The sequence below is a fragment of the Desulfoluna sp. CLI2B genome, from assembly GCF_056847375.1.
Genome location: NZ_CP186557.1, coordinates 4,734,281 through 4,754,173 on the forward strand (window position 1 = coordinate 4,734,281; position 19,893 = coordinate 4,754,173).

General features: G+C 60.1%; 18 protein-coding genes and 1 pseudogene. 8 read left to right on the forward strand and 11 right to left on the reverse strand.

Annotation, left to right across the window (positions count from 1 at the left end):
• Positions 1-267 precede the first annotated feature (267 nt).
• The 5 genes and pseudogenes from ACOYW2_RS22120 to ACOYW2_RS22140 form a co-directional block, all read right to left on the reverse strand.
• Positions 268-891 carry a hypothetical protein gene (locus tag ACOYW2_RS22120; protein ID WP_482768009.1) on the reverse strand — a complete coding sequence of 208 codons (624 nt, stop codon included), beginning with the start codon at positions 889-891 and terminating at the stop codon, positions 268-270.
• Entirely contained in the window at positions 804-1,265 is a 462-nt protein-coding gene (locus ACOYW2_RS22125) for a hypothetical protein (RefSeq protein ID WP_482768010.1), read from the reverse strand. Before ACOYW2_RS22125 ends, ACOYW2_RS22120 begins: the two co-directional genes overlap by 88 nt.
• 438 nt (positions 1,266-1,703) lie before the next feature.
• Entirely contained in the window at positions 1,704-2,273 is a 570-nt protein-coding gene (locus ACOYW2_RS22130; RefSeq protein WP_482418119.1) for a pyruvate kinase alpha/beta domain-containing protein, read from the reverse strand.
• Positions 2,274-2,348: 75 nt separating this feature from the next.
• On the reverse strand, positions 2,349-3,062 hold the full coding sequence (locus ACOYW2_RS22135; RefSeq protein ID WP_482420051.1) for a pyridoxal phosphate-dependent decarboxylase family protein: 714 nt from the start codon (positions 3,060-3,062) through the stop codon (positions 2,349-2,351).
• A gap of 73 nt (positions 3,063-3,135) precedes the next feature.
• Positions 3,136-3,996 (reverse strand): annotated as a pseudogene (locus ACOYW2_RS22140) (pyridoxal-dependent decarboxylase); the annotation flags it as partial.
• Positions 3,997-4,479: 483 nt separating this feature from the next.
• On the opposite strand from ACOYW2_RS22140, the gene ACOYW2_RS22145 reads away from it, so the two are divergent.
• The 3 genes from ACOYW2_RS22145 (at position 4,480) to ACOYW2_RS22155 (ending at position 7,344) form a co-directional block, all read left to right on the forward strand.
• Positions 4,480-5,055, forward strand: coding sequence for a GerMN domain-containing protein (locus ACOYW2_RS22145; protein WP_180142590.1), 576 nt, complete (start codon positions 4,480-4,482; stop codon positions 5,053-5,055).
• Positions 5,056-5,350: 295 nt separating this feature from the next.
• On the forward strand, positions 5,351-6,259 hold the full coding sequence (locus ACOYW2_RS22150; RefSeq protein WP_482768011.1) for a GTP-binding protein: 909 nt from the start codon (positions 5,351-5,353) through the stop codon (positions 6,257-6,259).
• Positions 6,256-7,344: a translation factor GTPase family protein gene (locus ACOYW2_RS22155; protein WP_482768012.1), complete on the forward strand. Its 1,089-nt coding sequence runs from the start codon at positions 6,256-6,258 to the stop codon at positions 7,342-7,344. The genes ACOYW2_RS22150 and ACOYW2_RS22155 overlap by 4 nt, the downstream gene beginning before the upstream one ends.
• 255 nt (positions 7,345-7,599) lie before the next feature.
• Here the strand turns inward: ACOYW2_RS22155 and ACOYW2_RS22160 are convergent, their stop codons facing one another.
• Positions 7,600-9,030 (reverse strand): M48 family metalloprotease, encoded by a 1,431-nt coding sequence (locus ACOYW2_RS22160; protein WP_482768013.1) that lies wholly within the window; start codon positions 9,028-9,030, stop codon positions 7,600-7,602.
• Between the two features lie 383 nt (positions 9,031-9,413).
• On the opposite strand from ACOYW2_RS22160, the gene ACOYW2_RS22165 reads away from it, so the two are divergent.
• From ACOYW2_RS22165 to ispH, 3 genes are all read left to right on the forward strand, one after another.
• Positions 9,414-10,172, forward strand: coding sequence for a ParA family protein (locus ACOYW2_RS22165; RefSeq protein WP_482418123.1), 759 nt, complete (start codon positions 9,414-9,416; stop codon positions 10,170-10,172).
• A 250-nt stretch (positions 10,173-10,422) separates the two neighbouring features.
• A complete protein-coding gene (locus tag ACOYW2_RS22170; RefSeq protein ID WP_482418124.1) occupies positions 10,423-11,319 on the forward strand; it encodes a ParB/RepB/Spo0J family partition protein in 897 nt (298 codons plus the stop codon).
• Between the two features lies 1 nt (position 11,320).
• Positions 11,321-13,054 (forward strand): 4-hydroxy-3-methylbut-2-enyl diphosphate reductase, encoded by a 1,734-nt coding sequence (ispH, locus tag ACOYW2_RS22175; protein ID WP_482418125.1) that lies wholly within the window; start codon positions 11,321-11,323, stop codon positions 13,052-13,054.
• 214 nt (positions 13,055-13,268) lie between these two features.
• Here ispH and ACOYW2_RS22180 read toward each other — a convergent pair whose 3' ends face one another.
• On the reverse strand, positions 13,269-13,985 hold the full coding sequence (locus tag ACOYW2_RS22180; RefSeq protein ID WP_482768014.1) for a 4'-phosphopantetheinyl transferase family protein: 717 nt from the start codon (positions 13,983-13,985) through the stop codon (positions 13,269-13,271).
• Positions 13,986-14,590: 605 nt separating this feature from the next.
• Between ACOYW2_RS22180 and ACOYW2_RS22185 the strand changes: the two genes are divergently transcribed.
• Positions 14,591-15,811: an LL-diaminopimelate aminotransferase gene (locus ACOYW2_RS22185; RefSeq protein ID WP_482768015.1), complete on the forward strand. Its 1,221-nt coding sequence runs from the start codon at positions 14,591-14,593 to the stop codon at positions 15,809-15,811.
• Between the two features lie 56 nt (positions 15,812-15,867).
• Complete coding sequence (locus ACOYW2_RS22190) at positions 15,868-16,857, forward strand: TAXI family TRAP transporter solute-binding subunit (RefSeq protein ID WP_482418128.1); 990 nt, start codon at positions 15,868-15,870, stop codon at positions 16,855-16,857.
• A 58-nt stretch (positions 16,858-16,915) separates the two neighbouring features.
• Here ACOYW2_RS22190 and ACOYW2_RS22195 read toward each other — a convergent pair whose 3' ends face one another.
• The 4 genes from ACOYW2_RS22195 to ACOYW2_RS22210 all read right to left on the reverse strand — a co-directional run bounded on the left by ACOYW2_RS22195 (position 16,916) and on the right by ACOYW2_RS22210 (position 19,671).
• Positions 16,916-17,434: a DegV family protein gene (locus ACOYW2_RS22195; protein WP_482420060.1), complete on the reverse strand. Its 519-nt coding sequence runs from the start codon at positions 17,432-17,434 to the stop codon at positions 16,916-16,918.
• Positions 17,431-17,769: a DegV family protein gene (locus ACOYW2_RS22200; RefSeq protein ID WP_482420061.1), complete on the reverse strand. Its 339-nt coding sequence runs from the start codon at positions 17,767-17,769 to the stop codon at positions 17,431-17,433. Before ACOYW2_RS22200 ends, ACOYW2_RS22195 begins: the two co-directional genes overlap by 4 nt.
• A gap of 109 nt (positions 17,770-17,878) precedes the next feature.
• Positions 17,879-18,130 carry a hypothetical protein gene (locus ACOYW2_RS22205; RefSeq protein WP_482768016.1) on the reverse strand — a complete coding sequence of 84 codons (252 nt, stop codon included), beginning with the start codon at positions 18,128-18,130 and terminating at the stop codon, positions 17,879-17,881.
• Positions 18,091-19,671: a cation:proton antiporter gene (locus ACOYW2_RS22210; protein ID WP_482768017.1), complete on the reverse strand. Its 1,581-nt coding sequence runs from the start codon at positions 19,669-19,671 to the stop codon at positions 18,091-18,093. Before ACOYW2_RS22210 ends, ACOYW2_RS22205 begins: the two co-directional genes overlap by 40 nt.
• Between the last annotated feature and the right edge of the window lie 222 nt (positions 19,672-19,893).

The window sequence follows — 19,893 nt, forward strand, 5'->3', positions numbered from 1 at the left end:
ATAAATCCCCTGGACCCCAGGTCCACAAATGCTACGGGGCTAAAGCCCCTCCGCATTTGCCGTCGGGCTTCGCCCGTAAATAAGGTGACGGCTTATTGAAGCACCTTCATGTTGCCTGAAGTTTTTTTCATGTTTTCACGGGCGAAGCCCGTCAGGGAATGTGATGAGCCTGAGGAACGAAGGCGAAAGAGCATTCCCGAACCTGGGGTCAGCCCCTTGCTGCCGGAGGCCTGCTTTTTTTTACCCACATTGGCCATAGAAACGGCCCTATCTTAATAAATCCAGGCCGAAAGCGGCCTTGACCTTTTGGGCGGTCTCTTCGGTTTCTGCCCGGGCTTTCTCCGTGCCCGCACGCAGGATGTTCATAAGCCCGGCCGGGTCTGCGAGAAAGCGAGCCCTGCGCCTGCGGATGGGAGCCAACAGCTCCTGCAGGCATTCTGTAAGAAGAGATTTCAACTTGCTGTCGGCCAGACCGCCGCGTCGATAGTCCTCTTTGAGGCTGGCCACAAGGGCTTCATCCGGGCAGAAGGCATCGAGATAGGTGAAGACCACGTTCCCCTCCACGGAGCCAGGGTCTTCGATGCGCAGGTGGTTGGGGTCGGTGTACATCTTCTTCACGGCGCGCTCGATCTCGGCGTCGTCGCTGCCCAGGGTGATGACGTTCCCCAGGGATTTGGACATCTTTGCCTTGCCGTCCACTCCGGGCAGGCGGGAGACCTTGCTGAGAAGGGGGCGGCACTCCACCAGCACCTCGCTGCCCGAAACCTGGTTGACCTTGCGCACCACCTCATTGGTCAACTCGATCATGGGCAGCTGGTCCTCCCCCACAGGGACAAGGTCCGCCTGAAACGCGGTGATGTCTGCGGCCTGGCTGATCGGATGAGAACCCACAGATGGAAGATGTCACCGAACTGCTTGCCGGCAATTTCCGCTTTTACGGTGGGGTTTCTCTGAAGACGGGAGACCGTCACGAGGTTGGCGTAATACATGGTGAGCTCGGCCAGGGCAGGCAGCCCCGACTGAAGGCAGATCACGGTGCGCTCGGGGTCAATGCCCACGGCCAGGTAGTCGGCCAGCACATTGAGGATGTTGCCGGACACCTTGGCAGGGGTGTGCCCGTTGTCCGTCAGGCCCTGCATGTCCGCAATGAGAATGGTCTGGGAAGAGGTGTCCTGCAGCTCTACGCGCTGGGTAAGGGAGCCGACGTAGTGGCCGAGGTGAAGGGAACCGGTGGGGCGATCGCCCGTAAGGATTTTTTGAGACATCTTGTTCTCCTTTGATGTGTTTAACACCACCGAAGGAGACGATTGCACGCACGTGTCAATTCATTCGTCGCCCTTCGGCGGCAAATGAAGACAATACAAGTCCATGTGCCGCTCCGTCAGGAGCGCCACCAGAACATGCGCGTCGTTACTGTCTGTGTCTCTGTGTTTTTCATACCCACGACCTACCACCCTTCCCACAAAAGAGCAACAAATGCATGCCTCCGGGGGCAAGGTGTGCCACCTTGAAAGCTGGTTGCGAATGCGCTTTCCCCCCTCGTTTCTCGGGGAAAATCACATTCGCCTTTCCTTCAGGGCCTTTGAGGAGACCTTGCAAGACACCATTTGTCGAGGGTTTCAAAAGCCTGCCCGGCTTTCCGCGGGCCAAGCCCGAAAGCACGTGTGAAGGGCTTTAGCCCCGGGGCATGTGCGAACCTGGGGTTACGCTTCGGCGTCGTTGTCAAACGCGGGCTTGCAGAGGATCTCACGGATTTTCATCTTGAAGAAATCGGCGGTATTGACGGCGCGCAAAACCACGGCAGTGTCGGCACCCCTGCCGGAGCCCCCCACACAGATGACGTTCTCACCGGCAGGGATAAGCCCGGCGTCGGCGGCCATGAGGCTCACCTCCACGGCCACTTTGAGGCCCGCTCCGAAGAGCTTCAAGGTTTCGGCAATGACCTCGTCCACCTGGTAGGTGTTGAACCGCAGGCGCACGGCCCTGCCGATACCGAAAAAGGTGTGACCACAGGTGAGGACCTTTACGCCCGAGGCTTCGAGGCGCCCCCGGGTGTCCGGCTCCAGCTCCTGGACATTGGGCCCTTTAAGGCCCGTAAAATGGGTGACGGCCACCACATCGAACCCTTTGAGGATCTCTGCGGCCAGTTGGGCTGTGTAGCCGCTGGTCGTTGCCAAAACGCAGGTTTTGATGCCAAGGGCCTCGCCCTGTTCCCTGACGCATCGCAGCACATCGTCGGTGTTGGTTTTTCCGGGCTGGTCAAAAAGAATCATAGGGTGTCAATCTCTTTGGTGGGGTGGTGTGGATTGTACTCGAAACCCGGGCCGTTTCGGCCCGGGCATGTTTTTTCAGGAAGGTTCCCCCCGCCTCCGGCCCTTGCGGCTGGTATCGCCCTTGAGCCAGGCTGCGTAAATGGCCTCCTGCTCATCGAGGATATCCCGCAGCACATCCATGGTGGTCAAAGGGTTCATGAGGACGCTGCGAAGGACCACGACCTTTCCTTCGGGATACCCCGGAAAGACGGTCTCGTGCTCCAGCACGGTCCGGGAAACAAAGCTGTTGCCCGCCTCCCGCTGCTCCTGCTGAAGGGCGCGGTTCACCTCGTTGAAATATTCGTTGATCTCAAGGATCCGCTCGGGGGAAGCCTGGGCCATCTCCTTTTGGAAGGGGGTCGGGCAGACGCGGTAGGTGAGGATGTTGAGTTCCGGCCGGGTCACCAGCTGGAAAATGTCTCGGCCATCGATCTCCTCGGCAAAACGCCGGGCCAGCTCGATGCCGTGGTCGATGAGCATGCCGTAACCCCGGCTGCCCATGATCTTGAAGGCGCTGTCCAGGATAAGGCAGTTGGCTTCCCGGGAACCGGAGAGGGTCTTGCTGCCTAAGTCCACGCTCCCTTTGCGGATGATGTAGTTGGCATGGTAGGCCACAGCGTCCAGGCTGGTGGGGTCTTTGAAAAAGACCATGCCCGAACTCATGGGCATGTAAAACTGCTTGTGGGCGTCGATGGTGACGGAGTCCACCTCTTCGATGCCCTTGAGAAGGTGGGCGTAGGTCTCGCTCATGAGTGTGGCAGCCAGCGGCGTCGGCGTGGAGATGGATGCCCTCTTTGCGACAGATGGCGCTGATCTCGGGGATGGGGTCCACATTACCGGTCTCGGTGGTCCCTGCCACGGTGACCACAGCAGCCACCCGGGTCCGTCCCTCCTTTTTTAACCCTTCGAGAATCTCGGCCAGGCAATCCACCCGCATGCGGTTGGTGTTGTCCACGGGCACAGGAATGATGTTGCCGTTGCCGATGCCCAGGATCCCACCGCATTTCCGCAGGGAGTAGTGGCACCTCTTGGAGACAAGGATCACGCACCGGTCGATGTTGTGAGCGGCGTAGGCGGCGGCCAGCCCTTCGACTTCAACGCCCCCAAAAGATTCCGTGGGCCCCAGGGCCCTGTTCCTGGCCACCCAGAGAGCGGTGAGATTGGCCGTGGTGCCCCCTTCGGTGAAGGAGCCCAGGGAGGTATGGGTGTTCTGGACGTGCTCCCGGTAAAAGGCGTCCTCTTTCTGGTAGATGATGCGGTGCACCTTGGCCACCACCTGCTTCTCCAGCACGGAGAGCATCTTGGAGGTTTCCAGCTTCACCACGTTCTGGTTCAGGGCGGCCACAATGGCCTTTAAATGCACCATAAAATAGGGAATGGCAGCCGTCATGTGTCCCACAAAATAAGGTGAGGCCACGTTCACGGCGTGGGGCACAATCTCTTCGAAGACCCCGCTGACCACATCGGCCAGGCGCTTTTCAGGCAGGCTGTTCATCACGGTGTCGGTACACCGGTCTGCGATCTCCTTGAGGCTCACGGCTTCGGTGATTCCCACGTTCTGGATCAGAAAATCGTGGAGATCAAAGAGGATATGGCGCATATGATGCACCAGAACGTCCCGTGTTTTTTCATCTTCCTGGTTCTGCACCTCGATCAGCGGATGCAATTTCCTGCGCCTCGCCATCGTTTTTCACTGCACTGCCCGTCTTTCACGCCCCTTTCAAACCCCCTGTTTCAGAGACCTGATACCATCGTATCATGATCTGACATCCCGTTTACGCAAAAATAACAACGCCGACTGAAAAAAAAGCCCCTTGACAGCCCCCGTCTTTCAAGGGTTTCTGGCCTCCCCTGCTCCTTTCCTCCCTTTCGGATCCATTGGGGGGCATGAAAAGCCCCTGAATCCGGGGCAGCCCTCAGACGTGCTAAAATACGTGAATACAGGAGCAATCCCGTGCCTCATTTCTTGACAACCTTTTCATTATAGCCTAAATTTTGCTGGCTCACAGCGGCACCCACCCCCATCGGCGCCCGAGCCGTCGCCAACGGCCCGGAACCCATGGGATTCCGTAACAAGGGTTCCGTTCACCCTGTCTGGGGGCTGTTCCCGGGCAGACGCACACTTGAGACACCGGGACGCAATCCCCGGGCAAGGCAACAGGGAGCCATGACCGAAGACGGAAAAGGACAAACCGGGGTTTTTGTGGCAGCAGCCGTGGCAACGCTGGTCATCGTGGCCATCTTCTCCTTTTTCTCGGGCCCCGACGCCGCCCAGAGGAACATCACGGAGGCCCCCATTCCGGCCAGCCACTCGGGTCGCATCGAAGAGGAGAGCTTTTTCCTCTACTTTGCCCAGCGAGACGGCCGTTTTCTCACCTCCGAGGAACGCACTGTCTCCACGACAAAAGATCCCTGGCAGCTGAGCCAGAAGATCATCGCGGCCCTCATTGACGGCCCCGAACGGGGCAGTGCCCGAACCCTGCCGGCAACCACCCGCCTGCGGGCCCTGTACATCACCGACCCCAAGGTGGCGGTGGTGGATTTTTCCCGTGAGATCCGGGAAGAGCCCATGGGCGCGGCCTCTGAACTGCTCACCGTCTACTCGGTGGTCAACTCCCTGGCCGTCAACATCCCGGAGATCGATGCCGTCCGGATCCTCATTGAGGGCGAGCGGGCAGAGACCCTGGCCGGCCACATCGACATCTCCGAGCCCCTTGCCCCCGACATGCTCATGGTACGATAGGGGCCGACAAGGGCAAAGCAGCACGTAACACAACAGTCACATGCCCCTAACACGGAACAGGCTGTGCCCATATTAGAAGGAAGAGTGACGGACGACGGGAAGCTCCCGCCCCGTTTGCAACATAAAGATCGAAAAAAAAGTCAACATCACGTGCCCGGGCCATGTGGCCGCACAGCGGGCTGGTGACCCATCGCATCGCTGGTGAACCCCACCACCCTTTGCCGGACTTTTTTTGAGGCCATCAGGAAAAACACGCACACATGAAAAACGACAGCGGAACAGCAGCAACATCATCATGGCCCACATCGATGCGGGAAAAACCACCGTCACCGAGCGCATCCTTTACTACACGGGGCGGTCCCACAAAATCGGTGAGGTCCATGACGGCGAAGCCACCATGGACTGGATGACCGACGAGCAGGAACGAGGCATCACCATCACGTCGGCGGTTACCACCTGCCAGTGGCACAACAAGCAGATCCAGATCATCGACACCCCGGGCCACGTGGACTTCACCATTGAGGTGGAGCGATCCCTGCGCGTCCTGGACGGCGCCATCGGTGTCTTCTGCGCCGTGGGCGGGGTTCAGCCCCAGTCCGAGACGGTGTGGCGCCAGGCCGATAAATACAAGGTTCCCCGCATCGCCTTCATCAACAAGCTGGACCGCATCGGTGCCGACTTTAACGGCGCGGTGACCGCCATCCGTGAAAAACTCGGGGCCAACCCCGTGGTGATCCAGCTCCCCGTGGGAGCCGAAGAGTCCTTCCAGGGCGTCATCGACCTCATCGCCATGGAGATGATTGCCTGGAACGACGACTCCCTGGGCGCCGAGTTCGAAACCGGTCCCATCCCCGAGGCCATGATCGACGACGCCGAAGCCGCACGGGATGCCATGATCGAGGCCCTCTCCGACGTGGATGAGGAGATCATGGAGGCCTACCTGGCCGAAGAGCCCGTCACCAACGACCAGATCAAGGCGGCCCTGCGCAAGGGGACCATCGACCTCTCCATCGTCCCGGTCCTCTGCGGCACGGCCCTCAGGAACAAGGGCATCCAGCCCCTGCTCGACGCCATCTGCGACTACCTGCCCAGCCCCGGCGACATCCCTGGCCGGCCGACGACAACCCCACCAGCGGCGAGGCCGTCACCTTTGAGCAGAAGGTCAAAGAGCCCCTCTCCGCCCTGGTCTTCAAGGTCTCCATGATCGAAGGCCGCAAGCTCTCCTTTGCACGCATATACAGCGGCAAGCTCATTGCGGGCAGCGAGGTGTTCAACCCGCTGCTGAAAAAAAAGGAGAAGCTCTCCCGAATCCTGCAGATGCACGCCAACCGAAAAGAGCGGGTGGCCGAAGCTGGCCCGGAAGCAATCCCTGGCATCGTGGGCCTCAGCGACATCGACCGGGACACCCTCTGCAACGCCGACAACCAGGTCATCCTGGAGCGTATCGACACCTACGAGCCGGTGATCTCCATCGCCGTGGAGCCCAAGACCCACGCCGACCAGGACAAGCTGGACACGGTTCTGGCCAAATTCACCACCGAAGACCCGACCTTGAAGGTCCGCACCGACGAGGACACCGGCCAGACCATCCTCTCCGGCATGGGCGAGCTGCACTTAGAGATCATCATCAGCCGCATGCAGCGTGAGTTCAACACCGACGTCAACGTGGGCAAACCCCAGGTGGTCTACCGGGAGAGCATCACAAACGAGACCTCCGCCACCGCCACCTTCGATCGCGAGATGGCCGGCCAGAGCCACTACGGCCAGGTCTCCCTCACCCTCAAGCCCCTGGCCCTGGGCGAGGGCAACCGGTTCGTCAACAGCCTCTCCGAAGAGGAGCTGCCGCCCCAGTTCAGCGCAGCCATCGAAAAAGGGGTCATGGACGCCCTGGACAGCGGGACCCTCCTGGGCTACCCGGTGGTGGACGTGGAAGCCACGGTCACCGGAGCCGACACCCGGGAAGGCCACGGCACCGAGTTGGCCTTCTCCGTCAGCGCCTCCATGGCCATGCGGGAGGCCCTTTCAAACGGCTCCCCCTTCCTGCTGGAGCCGGTGATGGCCGTGGAGGTCTTTGTACCCGACGACTTCATGGGCGAAGTCATCGGCGACCTCAACTCCCGTGGCGGCAAGATCGAGGCCATCAACCCCAACGCGGGCATCCAGGAGATCAACGCTGCCGTGGCCCTGTCCCGGATGTTCGGCTACTCCACCGCCCTTCGTTCCGCCACCCAGGGCCGGGGCAACTTCACCATGAAGTTCTCCCACTTCGACCGCGCCGTGGACAAATAGGGGCTATACCCCCAGAATAATAATACATAACGATATTTCACCTCAAATGCGTTACGTCTCGAGGCAACGATCAAAAAAACATGCTGAGGACGTATGGGGTGATTCCGTCATGTGTAATTTATACCTGGCATGGCCCTAACGGGTCGCCACACGGCACCCACCCGCATTAAATAAAAAGGGCCGCTTCCCCATGGGAAAGCGGCCCTTTTGCTTTTCGTCTTCAGCCCATCGCCTTTGGCCCTTCGCCTTTAGCCTTTAGCCTTTCACCTTTTCCCCTTCTTCATCAGGCACCGGCTCTTCGGCCTTCTCTTTCTTCTTCTTTTTCTTGCCCGTAATCGACACAAGGGCTTTTTCCACCTCTTTGCGGGAGGCGTCGTCAGGCGCCATCTCCTTTGCGCGCTTCAGCTGGAACACGGCGTTGCGGAGGTCCCCTGAAGCCCGATAGGAGAGACCGAGGTGGTAGGCGGACTCATAGGATTTCCCCAGTTTGGCATAGGCATTGCCCAGGTCGTAATGGGCCCGTGCCCCGGGACCGTAATCCCTTGCCAGGGGCAGGAGGCGGTCCACCGCTCCGTCGTAGTCCCCCTCTTCAATAAGGAGGCGCCCCATCCAGAGGTTGCTTTCAAAATCATCCGGATCCATGCTCAGAGCCCCCTCCAGCAGGCGGCGTGACTCCGCAAGCTTGCCCTGATGAAAATAGATCCAACCCAGACCCTTGAGGGCGTCCTTGTCAAAGGCTCTTTTTTCCAGGACTCGCCGCATGTGAACGGCGGCCTTGTCGTATTTGCCCATGCGGTCCATGAGAAGGGCCAGGCCGTATTCGGTGTACAAGGGGGCATCTCCCCGCTCCATGGCGTTCATAAACCGTTCTTCAGCCTGGTCCACCGGGGTGTACAGGGCCGTGAGGCGCGCCTTGATCTTCAGGAACTCGGACTGATCGATGACCTTCCTTCGGGCGTCGAGTTCCTCTTTATGGGCCTCGATCCAGTTGCCGATATAGACAAGCCGGTCTTCCAGGGCGGGGTGGGTGGTGAGGTACGTGGGGATCTCGGAAGGCCCGAACCACTGCTTGGAGCGAATGGTCTTCAGGGCCGTGAGCATCTCCTCTCCGCCGTACCCGGCCTCCATCATGTACGTCATCCCCACCTGGTCGGCCTGCATTTCGTCTTCCCGGCTGTAGGCCAGGGCCGCGCTCTGGGAGCCCGCCAGGGACCCCAGGGTCAGGGCTCCGGCAGCCTCGGAGTTCCCCCCGGCCACCCCCACGAGGATGCCGGCGGCCACACCGGCCAGGGTTCCCAGGCCGATCTTTTTGGAACGCTCGATGCGGTCGGAGATATGCCGGCTGTAGACATGGGAAATTTCGTGGGCCACGATGCCCGCCAGGGCCTCTTCCGAAGGGAGCCCCTGGATCAGCCCGCTATGGAAAAACACATGCCCACCGGGCCCTGCAAAGGCGTTGTACACGTCGCTTTGCACCACATAAAAACGGTACTTGAAGTGCTGCTCCGGAAAGGCCGAGAGAATACGGTTCCCCAAGGTGTTGATATAGTCGCTGACCACGGGATCGTCCACAATCCGGTACTGGGCACGTATCATCCGGATGAACTCTCCGGCCACTTCGTTCTCCTCGCGGATGGTGATGGCCGAGGCCACCTGACCGCAGAGAAACACACACATTATCGCCATGGAGACAGCCCGTAGAAAAGGTCGTCTTCTTTTTTTCATGCACACCTCAATATTGCGCTCGTTTCGTCCTGCAACGGCCCTTTCGGACCCGACAAAATGCGGCAGGTTCCTTAGAAAATATCATACCTTGCGCCATGCGCTCTGTCTGTGATCCCAGGCACAACCGGGGTTCCCGGCTTCCGACCCGCATCACAGCCAGCCCACTTTAGCACACCCCCTGCTGCCCCACAACCGGCCCCCGGTGGCCCCACGGCAGGACCCTGCGGGGGGGACACGCCCATCCCACAAGGAACTAACACTCCAATTATACAAGCAATATCTGCACTGCCGTTTTTTGCTCATTTTCTTTGCAAAACCCCTTTTTTATGCTAATCTCCACGACCATGGCACAGATTATCTGCATAGCAAACCAGAAAGGCGGCGTGGGTAAAACCACCACATCCATCAACCTGGCAACGGCCCTGGCCAAGATCGGGAAACGCACCCTTCTTGTGGACTGCGACCCCCAGGCCAACGCCACCACCGGCATCGGGATCGACAAGACAGCCCTCCGGGAAAACCTGTATCACGGCCTCATCGGTGATGCGGACGCTCAGGCCCTCATTCATCCCACGGCCGTGGAGGGACTCTCCGTGATTCCTGCCCGGGTGGAGCTCATCGGCTTCGAGGTGGAGATGATGGCCCACGAAGGCCGGGAGCTGGTGATGCGCGAGCTTCTGGAGGAAGTAAAGGAGACCTTTGATTACATCGTCATCGACTGCCCTCCCTCCTTGAGCCTGCTCACCCTCAACGCCATGGCCTCGGCCGACTCCATTCTGGTTCCCCTGCAGAGTGAATTTTATGCCTTGGAAGGGCTCACCCAGCTCATCGACACGGTAAAACGCATCAAGGCCAGCTTGAACCCGCGCCTTCGCATCAGCGGCATCCTGCTCACCATGTTTGACCGCCGCACCAACCTCTCCTTTCAGGTGGCGGAAGAGGCTGAAAAACACTTCAACGACCTGGTCTTCACCACGCGTATCCCAAGGAGCGTCCGGCTCTCCGAAGCGCCGAGTTACGGCGAACCCATCTTTCTGTACGACCCCTCCTCCGTGGGAGCCAAGAGTTACCTGGCCCTGGCCAAAGAGGTGGTCGAGCGGTGATGACACCGTAAACCCCGATGCCCGACGTAATGTGACCGGTTAACAACCACCGGCACAAACGCGCCCTTCCACTTTCCGGCCGCCCATGGCCGGAACCTTCGGACGAAACGTCTCGTCCACCATTCAGACACATGGCGCCCGATGGGGGCAAGGCCCGCCCGGCCCTTGCCCCTGTTAACCCGGGACCTTGAGCAGACCCTGCCGTGCAGGGCCGATAACCTTCACCAAGAGAGACGGTGAGATAAAAAACATGACCACTACCGCCAAATCACGCAAAAAAAAGGGCCTGGGCCGAGGGCTCTCCGCCCTGATCCCGGAAAGCAGCCTTCAGCTCGACGACGCCCCGGAATCATCCCAGGAATTCTTTCGCTGCGACATCCACCGCATCAGCCCCAACCGATACCAGCCCCGGCACACCTTTTCCGATGAAGAGCTTTCGGAACTTGCCGACTCCATCCGGGAGCAGGGCATCATCCAGCCTTTGGTGGTCCGCGCCGCCGAGGCCGGTGCCTACGAGCTGGTGGCAGGTGAAAGGCGCCTGCGCGCCGCAAAGCTGGCGGAACTCGACACGGTCCCCGTGGTGGTCCGCGACGTCTCCGATGCCAAGCTCCTGGAAGTGGCCATCGTGGAGAACATCCAGCGCGAAAACCTGAACCCCATTGAAGAAGCCGACGCGTACCACCGCCTCATGGAACTCTTCTCCCTTACCCAGGAGGAGATGGCCGCCAAGGTGGGCAAGAGCCGCCCGGCCGTGGCCAACTTCCTGCGCCTGCGACAGCTTCCCCCGGAGATCAAAGCCAGCATTCAGGACGGTCGCCTCAGCATGGGGCACGCCCGGGCCCTTTTGGGAACGGACAACCCCCTCACCCAGAAAGAGGCCTTTCGCACCGTCCTGGAAAAGGCCCTCTCCGTCAGGCAGACGGAAGCGCTGGTCCGTCGCCTCAAAACCGAAAACCAGCAACCCGAACAAGAGCCCGAGGTGCCTTCCGCGCACCAACTCCAGCTCGACACCATTGCCGAGCGCCTGAGCCACCGATTCGGCAACAGGGTCCAGATCAAGCAACGGGGGAAAAAGGGCCGACTTGAAATCGAGTTTTACGGCGATGACGACTTCAATCGCCTTCTCACGCTTCTGGAAACAGCCTAACATGAAAATTATCATCGCGCGCACCGCCGGATTTTGCATGGGCGTCAGACGAGCCGTGGAAACGGCCCTGGACGCCTCCAACGGCCAGGACGGCCCCATCTGCACCTACGGCCCCCTGATCCACAACCCCCAGGTCCTGGACCTGCTCAAGGAAAAAGGGGTCCCCGCCATCTCGGAGATCCCCGAACAGGGCGACGGCACCGTGGTGATCCGTGCCCACGGGGTTCCGCCCGAGGCCAAAGAGGCCCTCAAGGACGCGGGCTTTTCCGTCATCGACTCCACCTGCCCGCGCGTGATCAAGGTGCAGCGCATCATCCACCGCTACGCCAAAAAAGGCCACCACGCCATCATCATCGGGGACCGGGACCACCCCGAGGTCATCGGACTCAACGGCTACGCCCACGGCCTGGGCCATGTGGTGGAGACCCTTGACGAGGTCAAGGCCCTCCCGGATTTTGAAAACGCCATCCTCGTGGCCCAGACCACCCAGAACGTGCACTTTTACGACGAGGTCAAGGCGTGGATCGCCAGCACCCACCCCCACTACCTCACCTTCGATACCATCTGCGATTCCACGGAAAAAAGGCAGGCGGACATCCTGTCCATCGCCCAGAACGTCGACGCCGTGGTGGTGGTGGGCGGCAAAAGCAGCGGCAACACCCAGCGCCTGGCAGAACTGGCCAGGGAATCGGGCAAGCTCACCTTTCACATCGAGGACACCGACGAGCTGGACTTAAGCCGGATCAAGCACCTGAAATCCGTTGCCATCACCGCCGGGGCCTCCACCCCCAACTGGATCATCAACAAAGTCTACCGCTTCATCGAAAGCGGCACGGCAAGTGAAAAGGACCTTTTCGGCATCCCGGTCTCGGCCCTGAAGATGGCGTTGCTGCGCAGCAACGCCTACCTCGCCCTGGGGGCGGCCTTTCTCTCCTATGCCTGCTCCATGCTCCAGGGCATCGACCGCTGGCTCATCCCCGCGGCCGTGGCCATGCTCTACGTCCTGTCGATGCACATATTCAACCACCTCACCGCCATCTCCTCGGACCGTTACAACGACCCGGAGCGAGCCGATTTCTACGACCGAAACAAATGGCCCCTGGCGGGCTTTGCCTTCACCGGCGGCGGCGTGGGCCTTCTCCTGGCTTACAGCCAGGGCCTCTTTGCCTTTCTCGTGCTGCTGGGCATGAGCCTGGCGGGCCTCTCGTACAACGCCCCGGTGATCCCCAAGCGCTTTTTCCAAGGCAGATACCGATGCCTGCGGGACATCCCCGGCTCCAAGACCATCCTCATCACCGCGGCCTGGGGCACAGTCACCGCCCTGCTGCCCGCCCTCACCAGCGACAACGGGTTCGGTCTCGCCACCCTTCCCGCCCTGGTCTTTGCCTGCGGCATGGTCTTTGCCCGGACGGTCTTCTTCGACATCCTCGACATGCAGGGGGACCGCATCGTGGGCCAGGAGACATTCCCCATCATCCTGGGGGATAAAAAAACCATCCGCCTGCTCAAGAACCTGCTGGTGGCCCTGGCCGTGATGCTACCGCTTATCAGCGCCCTGGGCATCTTCTCAAGCCTGGGCCTTCTCCTCTGGATCTGCCCGGTGCTCATGTTTGCCCTGCTCATCGCCTACCAGAACCATCTTCTCCTGGCAGGCGTTCAGCTTGAACTCCTCATCGAAAGCCATCTGGTGCTGGCAGGGGTCCTGGCCCTCACCTGGAGCCTCTGCATCGGGTAAAATGGCGGCCTCCGGCGGCCCTGCCGGGGGCCAATCTTTTAAATAAGGTTGCCACACAGGTTTTACATATGGATGGGACATCGCCTCAAGCCGTTGCGAACACAAGCGGACCTGCCCCCCCCCACCATTCGTTTCCCCACAAACCACACGGGCCACCACCGATTCCCATGAATCGGTGATGGCCCGTTTTTTATACCCCGACAGCCCTTCTGCGTTACGCCTGCCAGACCACGCTGAGCTGGTAGCCGTCCCGGAAGGCAGGGGTGTCCCAGGCGATGCCTGTCACCACCTCGCCGTTATGGCAGATGCCGCGATTCAGGATCTCCACTTTTTTAAGGCTCTCGTGAAAACCTTTGGCGATGTATTTAAGGTAGGCCTCTTTGAGGGTCCAGCGCCGGTACCACTCGGCATCGGAGGCCCCGTTCAGTTCGGCGATCTCACGGGGGGTAAAGGCCACGCGGGCCACATGGGGCATGCGACCGGCCTCCACCTGTTCCAGGTCCACGGCCACGCGCCGTTCCTTTCGGGTGGACACCACGGCCACGGCGTGGTCCCCGGAGTGGCTGATGGAGATGTGGGTGGCTGAATGGTCCGCCAGAAAGGGAGCCCCTTCGGGCTCGGTATCCACGGTGACGCCCCGGGGTGAAACAGACAACACCTCTGCCGCAGCCTGCTTCACAGCCAGCCTTCCGCAGAGCCACTCCGCCTGTTTTTTCAGCACGCGGAACCCCGATGCGCGTTCGGTCTCGGCATCGGTGAACAAGGTGGAAATGCCGGAGACCGATTGCAGGTCCACACCGGGCAGGCCCCGTTTCCCGGACGGAAATTCAGGGAGAAATACCCCCATAAAAGCGGCAATATCCACGTCGGCCAGCACCATCCCCCCGTCAAGCCGGGATAAGTGCACCATCTGTTCCAGGGAAGGGTTCACGTCTCATGACTCCTGAATAGGGTTGCGGTTCGTGCCCGATATCCTCTTCGGGCAGCGTATGGTGCCATGTTTGCCAACGGTTGTCAAAACAGGTGCCAGAGAAGAAGGAATTCGGAAAAATGGGCAAAAAGGCGAATAAAAAAAGGAAATCATGCCATTCTGCCGTTACCACAAAGAGAACATTTTCTCACACATCGCCCCATACCCTGATACATCGCCATGTCTTGCTCCGAATCCAAGTGTTTTCATCACGTCGCCATGTCACCGAATTTTCTTCATACTAACGATGTGTTATAGCTAACCTCCACACATACCCCGGGGTCCCGACAAAGGCTTCAACCGGAGCACTCATCGCCACAGATTACCCATTCAAGGAATTGACAAGTATTTGACACCAGGAGAACAATATTCTATAATTCCGCGACCCAGTGATCAGGAGACGTTCCGATCACCCCCAAGCCGCCTCCAGGACATCCCGCCCATGCGTTTCAAGCAAGGGGTATCCCAACGGCCCTCCGCTTCCAGCGTTTTCAGGACCCACAATGCTCGTCCCCTAAGTGACGACCGACATTGTGATATCAACAGGTTTTACAGGGAGACGACACATGATTCGAATCAACGAACACTACACCAAACTCAAAGCATCCTACCTCTTTTCGGATATCGCCAAGCGCGTCTCCGCCTTTCAGGAGGCCAACCCTGAGATGGATGTCATCAAACTCGGCATCGGGGACGTGACCCGCGCCCTTCCACAGGCCTGTGTCGAGGCCTTTCACAAAGCCGTGGACGACATGGCCACCGAAGAGGGTTTCCACGGATACGGCCCCGAACAGGGATACGCCTTCCTGCGGGATGCCATTGCGGAAAACGACTTTCAGAGCCGGGGCGCCGACATCTCCCCGGACGAGATCTTCATCAGCGACGGCGCCAAATGCGACACCGGCAACATCCAGGAGATCTTCTCCGGGGACGCCACCATCGCCATCCCCGACCCGGTCTACCCGGTTTACCTGGACACCAACGTCATGGCCGGGCGCACCGGCGTCAACACCGACGGACGTTACGACGGGGTCGTCTACCTCGACTGCCGGGAAGAAAACGGCTTTATCCCCGCCCTGCCCGAAAGCCATAACCTCGTGTCCCTGTGCTTCCCCAACAACCCCACGGGCACCACCATCACCAAAGAGCAGCTCAAGGCCTGGGTGGATTACGCCAAAGAGAACCGCGCCATCATTTTATACGATGCCGCCTACGAGGCCTTTGTCACCGACCCGAGCATTCCCCGCTCCATCTACGAGGTGGAGGGCGCCAAAGAGGTGGCCATCGAATTCCGCAGCTTCTCCAAGACCGCCGGTTTCACCGGTACCCGTTGCGCCTTCACCGTGGTTCCCAAAGAGCTCAAGGCCTGGGACACCGAAGGCAACGCCCATTCGGTCCACGCCCTCTGGAATCGCCGCCACTGCACCAAGTTCAACGGCGTCTCCTACCCCGTCCAGAAAGCGGCGGCCGCCGTCTACTCTGAGGAAGGCAAGGCCCAGGTCAAGGGACTGGTGGACTACTACCTCAACAACGCAGCCATCATCCGCAAGGAGATGGCAGCCCTGGGATACGAACTGGTAGGAGGGGACAACTCCCCCTACATCTGGATCAACGGCAAATGCGACTCCTGGGAGTTCTTTGACCTGCTTCTCACCAAAGCGGGAGTCGTCTGTACCCCGGGGGCCGGTTTCGGCTCCTGCGGAAACGGGTTTATCCGCATCAGTGCCTTCAACAGCCTGGAAAACGTCGAAAAGGCCATGGCCCGAATTCGAGAGGCATTGAACTAATGTTCACGCCCCCCGCCCCTGACCGGGCGCGGGGGGCACACACAGGAGCATCCTAAATGAACAGATGGCTTTGCCTGAGTATGGTTGTGCTCTTCACCGTCGCAGCCGGTTGCAGCCAGCCCGCCGACAAGGAAACCACCGACACCAAGAAAAGGACCGCCTTTGTCACCATCGGAACAGGTGACATCACCGGGGTGTACTACCCCACCGGTGGGGCCATCGCCAAAATCGTCAATAAAAAGCGGGAGACCTACGGCATTCGGACCACGGTGGAGGCCACCATCGGATCGGTCTACAACGTCAATGCCATCATGTCCGGAGACCTGGAGTTCGGCATTGTCCAGTCCGACCGCCAGTACCAGGCCATCAACGGCATGAAAGAGTGGGACGGAGCGCCCCAGAAAGACCTGCGCGCCGTCTTCTCCATTCACCCGGAATCCGTCACCCTCCTTGCCGCGGTGGACGCCGACATCAAAACCATCTCAGACCTCAAGGGCAAGCAGGTCAACATCGGAAACCCCGGGTCCGGTCAGCGGGGCAACGCCATCGACGCCCTGGAGGCAGCGGGCATCAACTGGCAGACCGACATCAAGGCCAAGTCCGTTGAAGCGGCCAAAGCGCCGGGCCTGCTTCAGGACAAGAAAATCGACGCCTTCTTCTACACCGTGGGCCACCCCAGCAGCGCTTTCAAAGAGGCCACCTCCGGAAGCCGCCCCACGCGGTTTGTGGCCATCACCGAAATCGACGACCTCATCAGGCGCTTCCCCTATTACGCCAAGTCCTATATCCCGGCAGGACTCTACCCCGGCGCCGCCAATGAAGAGGACAACCCCACCTTCGGGGTAAAGGCCACCTTCTGTACCTCGGCCAAGATGCCTGACGACGTGGTGTACGCCATCACCAAAGAGGTGTTCGAAAACTTCGAGGAGTTCAAAAAACTCCACCCGGCCTATCAGGTGATCACCAAAAAAAGCATGCTTGAAGGCCTCTCCGCCCCCTTGCACCCCGGGGCCGTCCGGTACTACAAAGAAGCGGGCCTCATGTAAGGCCCGAAAACCGTAAAGTCCATCGACCACCGTTTTTCCATGGGGCACCCGAGCCTGGTCAGCCCAGGGGCACCATGCCCCAGCAACAGGCACCGGGGCCGACGTTGACGGAGATGGCTGCCCCGGCCTCCACCACGTGGATGGTGTGCACCTCCTTTCCCAGGGCATCGGCCAGCCTGTTCCGCAGATAAAAGGCGCTGGCCTCGGCATCGCAATGACACACCCACACCTCCAGGGCCCCTTCGCCCCGCAAACGGGCGGCACAGGCGACCATCTCATCCAGGGTCCGGGTCATGCCCCGGACCTTGCAGACCAGGGCCAGCCCTCCGTCCCGCATCTCCAGGAGGGGTTTGATATCCAGCATGCCACCCAGCACCGCCGAAAGTCCCCCCAGCTTTTTTCCCCGCTTGAGCCAGGAAAGGTCGTCCACGACAACCTGGATCACCCCCGATGCAAAGGCAGATCCCAAAGCCTCCCTCATCCCCTCCATGCGCCCGTGTTTTTTCAGGTACCGAACGGCCATCAGGGTGTACATGGCCTGACCGATACTTACCGAGCAGGTGTCGACCACCGTCACGCGCTCGGCATCGGCCGGATCAAGAGCTGGAGATTTCCGCGGATTCCAGCAATGCAAAGCCGAGCGGAAAGATGAAAGGAGATCACCCGGTCATAACGGGCCAGGAGGAAGTCGTAGAGATCCGCATACGCGGCAGGTGCCGCGGCACGGGTGACGACCTCGGCCCCCTTCTTCATATGCACCAGCAGCTCGGACGGGGTGATGGTAACCCCGTCCAGATGGTCCACCCCGTCCACCACAACATGCACGGGCACGCACCGTATCCCCAGTTTTTCAGCCACCCCGGCCGGAAAGTCCGCGGTGGAATCCGTGACAATAGCTATTCTCTGTCCCATGGGGCTCCTGCGTCCTTTGTTTCGGGTATTCTATGGTTAATGTCAGCCTCAAAAGCTCATTGCCCATTGAATTTAGGAACCTGCCGGCTTGCCGGTAAGGCCCAAACGGTCAAGCCGGTGTATCTGTGGCGTTGCGCCGGGCACGCACCGCTGTTTTCTCCTTTCGGCAATAGCAGATGAGCCTCCCGGAAGGCTCCAGCCCCGGACGCATGATCAGCACGCCCTTTCCCTCGCCGTTGACCCGGGCCAGGGGGATGTCCCCGTCCCTGAGCTCCTCCACCTCCTTCTCCGTAAGGAAGGCCTGCCCCTTTTCCATGCGCCTCACCGCCTCGATGATAAAAAAACCGTCGGAAAAAGCCACATGGGCCACGTTGTCCTTGCCTGTGAGGAGGGTCTCTTCAGCCCTGCGGGCCACCCCCCGGTACACCCGCCCAGGGGCCATGTGGGAGGCCACCCCGCAGGGCCGCCGTCCGTGGGCATGCCACATTCAGGCCACCAGACCATCATGCCCTCCCGTGACGCCTCTTCGTACACATCGGCGCTGAGCATATCGGCGCACACGGTCTGAAACCCCTGATCCGTGGCCAGGGAACAGGCATCCCGCCGCGTCTCAAGAAAAGCCACGGGCACATGCAGGGAGAGAAGCCGGGCAAACTCCCGGCTCATGGGGTTGGACCCCACCAGGAGGATGCCGGTCTGGGCCTGGGGCACCCGTACTTTCAACAGGGAGGCCAGAGGGCGGCACAACACCGTTGCCACCACACCGGAAAAAAAGATAATGGCCATGGTCTGGTTAAGAATCACCTTCATCTCGTAGGGGAAGCCGGGCAGCTCAAAGGCAGCGTAGGAGGCCGTGGCCACCGCCACGATGCCCCTGGGCCCGATGATGCCCATGTACCAGCGTTCCCGAAGGGTCACATCCGACCCGGCCATGGCCAGGTGCACGGCCAGGGGGCGTACCACCGCCCCCAGGATAATGGCCACGGCCAGCATGGTGGGCCAGAGGTGCAGAAGCTCCAGTGGATTGACAAAGGCGGAGAGCATCACGAACATGGTGCTGATAAAGAGGCTGGCAATCTGATCCTTGAAGTGGCGGATCCCCACCACCGCGTCACCGCACTTCAGAGAGAGGTACATGCCAGCGACCACAACGGCCAGGGGCCCTGAGGACTCCACCAGCTCACCGGAGAGAAAAAAAAGGGCCACGGCCCCGCCAAAGGAGGCGATACCCGACAAGGTGGGGTCTTTCAACTTTTCCAGCCATGCCACAATGTGCTTAAGCAGTATGCCCCCCGCAAGGCCCACGAGACTTCCGGCAAAGGTTCCCAGAAGCAGATGGGAAAAGACCCCGGCGGTGATCACCCCTCCCTTGGAGACAAGGATCAGCTCCAGGGCCAGGGCGCTCACCATGACTCCGATGACGTCCCCCCAGAGGGACTCCCAGTTCAACAGCGTCTCCAACCGCTGGTTCAGGGCCACGCTCTTGAGAATGGACCCGATGACCGTGGGGCCTGTCACCACGATAAGGGCGCCGAAAAAAGCGGCAAAAAGCCAGGGAATGCCCGTGAGATAGTGGCAGAGAAAGGCTGCGGCCCCTCCGGTGATGGGGATGGTGATAAACAGAAGGCGCCTGATGGCCTTCTTCTCCATGCGAAACCCCTGGATGGAGAGGGAGAGCCCCCCCTCAAAGAGGATGATGGCCACGGCGATCTCCACCATGGGGGCGATGCCCCCGCCGATGGCCGCCTCCGTGCGGATCAGATTGAGCCCGGCCGGGCCGAAGACAAAGCCGCAGATCAGGTAGAACACAATGGCGGGAATTTTGTACGCCCTTGAGATAATGTACGAAAAGACCCCCAAGGCGATGGAAAGAGAAATCGTCTGGAATGCGTCGTGGGACATCACCACCCCTGTCGTTCATGAGTGTTTTTCCATGGGATTGCCTGGGAGAGGCGGGAGAGACACACCGGGTTTCCCGGGCACGGGACACAACCGAACAGCGCCGTGAACAAGCGTCACCTTAGAAAAAATACCACACGCCACAGGGCGAATCCATCCCTTTTCGCAACTATTCAGTCTATCTCCGCAGGGTCGCTTTTTTGAAAAAAAAGCCCCGCCAAAACC

Excerpts from the sequence above, each read along its gene's own strand:
- ACOYW2_RS22125 (WP_482768010.1), bottom strand. The coding sequence starts at position 1,265 with ATGTCTCAAAAAATCCTTACGGGCGATCGCCCCACCGGTTCCCTTCAC.
- ACOYW2_RS22130 (WP_482418119.1), bottom strand. The coding sequence starts at position 2,273 with ATGATTCTTTTTGACCAGCCCGGAAAAACCAACACCGACGATGTGCTG.
- ACOYW2_RS22135 (WP_482420051.1), bottom strand. The coding sequence starts at position 3,062 with ATGAGCGAGACCTACGCCCACCTTCTCAAGGGCATCGAAGAGGTGGAC.
- ACOYW2_RS22145 (WP_180142590.1), top strand. The coding sequence starts at position 4,480 with ATGACCGAAGACGGAAAAGGACAAACCGGGGTTTTTGTGGCAGCAGCC.
- ACOYW2_RS22150 (WP_482768011.1), top strand. The coding sequence starts at position 5,351 with ATGGCCCACATCGATGCGGGAAAAACCACCGTCACCGAGCGCATCCTT.
- ACOYW2_RS22155 (WP_482768012.1), top strand. The coding sequence starts at position 6,256 with ATGATCGAAGGCCGCAAGCTCTCCTTTGCACGCATATACAGCGGCAAG.
- ACOYW2_RS22160 (WP_482768013.1), bottom strand. The coding sequence starts at position 9,030 with ATGGCGATAATGTGTGTGTTTCTCTGCGGTCAGGTGGCCTCGGCCATC.
- ACOYW2_RS22165 (WP_482418123.1), top strand. The coding sequence starts at position 9,414 with ATGGCACAGATTATCTGCATAGCAAACCAGAAAGGCGGCGTGGGTAAA.
- ACOYW2_RS22170 (WP_482418124.1), top strand. The coding sequence starts at position 10,423 with ATGACCACTACCGCCAAATCACGCAAAAAAAAGGGCCTGGGCCGAGGG.
- ispH (WP_482418125.1), top strand. The coding sequence starts at position 11,321 with ATGAAAATTATCATCGCGCGCACCGCCGGATTTTGCATGGGCGTCAGA.
- ACOYW2_RS22185 (WP_482768015.1), top strand. The coding sequence starts at position 14,591 with ATGATTCGAATCAACGAACACTACACCAAACTCAAAGCATCCTACCTC.
- ACOYW2_RS22190 (WP_482418128.1), top strand. The coding sequence starts at position 15,868 with ATGAACAGATGGCTTTGCCTGAGTATGGTTGTGCTCTTCACCGTCGCA.
- ACOYW2_RS22200 (WP_482420061.1), bottom strand. The coding sequence starts at position 17,769 with ATGGGACAGAGAATAGCTATTGTCACGGATTCCACCGCGGACTTTCCG.
- ACOYW2_RS22210 (WP_482768017.1), bottom strand. The coding sequence starts at position 19,671 with ATGTCCCACGACGCATTCCAGACGATTTCTCTTTCCATCGCCTTGGGG.